Raw genomic sequence first — 1,239 nt, forward strand, 5'->3', positions numbered from 1 at the left:
TGCGCGACACCTCCTCAGCAGCACCCGACACCACACCCGCCTGCACCGACGTCTCCTCCGCACCCGCCGCAATCTGCTGCGACGACGCCGACAACTCCTCCGACGCAGCCGCCACCGCATCCGCCGAACCCACCACGCTGCCGATGAGGGCGCGCAGGTTGGTGACCGCGGTGTCGAGGCTCTGCGCCATCCGACCGACCTCGTCGTTGGACGAGACGCCAGAGCGGTGCGTCAGGTCACCGGCCGCGAGCGCGTCGGCGACGACCTTGACGCGGCCGACCCGGCGGGCCAGCGCGGTGCCGACCACCCAGCCGAGGCCGACGGCGAGCACCACGCCGACGATGAGCAGCGCGATGCTGAGGTTCCTGCTGCTGGTGTAGGAGGTCCGGGTCTCCGCGGCGGCCCGGGCGGCGTCCTTCTGCTCCAGATCGACCAGGGCTGCGACCTCGCCGGTCATCGCGTCGGTGATCGGGTGGATCACGGTGTCGTTGGCCTCGATCCACCCCGCTCGGTCCTCGCGATGGGCCAGCGGCGCCATGACGGTCCGCTGCTGGTCGACGTACTCGGCGATGTCGGCCTGCAGCCGGTCGTACTGCGTCTGTCGTGCGGCGTCGAGCCCGCCGGCCGAGTAGCGCGCAGCGGCCTTCTGGAACTCTCCCTCCCCCGCGACGAGCTCCTGGACCGCAGCCGTGGTGTCGGCGTCGCCGACCGCGATGACGGCGTCGCGGGCGCTCTGCCGCATGCCGTTGATCGTCGCGCGCATGTCGGCGGCAGCCTGGATACGCGTGACGTTGTCGGCGTAGAGAGCCTCGGCCCGGTCCGCCGAGCCCGACAGGGCACTAAGACCGACGACGCCGACGGTGACGGCGATCACGGCGGTCAGCAGCACGGCGGAGAGGACCTTGGTGCGGAGCCCGAGGTCGGCGAGCCTGCCCAGTGCGGCGCTGGAGCTGGGGCGAACGGACATGACGGCATCTCCCGATAGATCTCGTGATGAGCCACCGGCGCGACGGGTCGCGCCGGTGGCTGGGTTGGACAACTGATGTGAGCGGTCGACCGCTCAGCGACGGAAGCGGCTGACCTCGCTGCGCAGGTCCTGCGACATCCGGGCGAGCTCCTGGATCGCGGTGAGCGTCTGGTTGACCGCCTGCGTCGTGGTGTCCGCCGCAGCAGCCACCCCGGAGATGTTGGTCGCGATCTCACCCGACCCGGTCGAGGCCTCCGCCACGTTGCGCGACA

1 protein-coding gene is annotated in these 1,239 nt (G+C 71.3%); it reads right to left on the reverse strand.

Annotation, left to right across the window (positions count from 1 at the left end):
* On the reverse strand, nucleotides 1–967 hold a 967-nt coding region (locus tag QQZ14_RS12795), incomplete at its 3' end, for an MCP four helix bundle domain-containing protein (RefSeq protein WP_284534708.1).
* Between the last annotated feature and the right edge of the window lie 272 nt (nucleotides 968–1,239).

Origin of the sequence: Nocardioides sp. T2.26MG-1, from assembly GCF_950101795.1 — a bacterium.
GTDB lineage: Bacteria > Actinomycetota > Actinomycetes > Propionibacteriales > Nocardioidaceae > Nocardioides.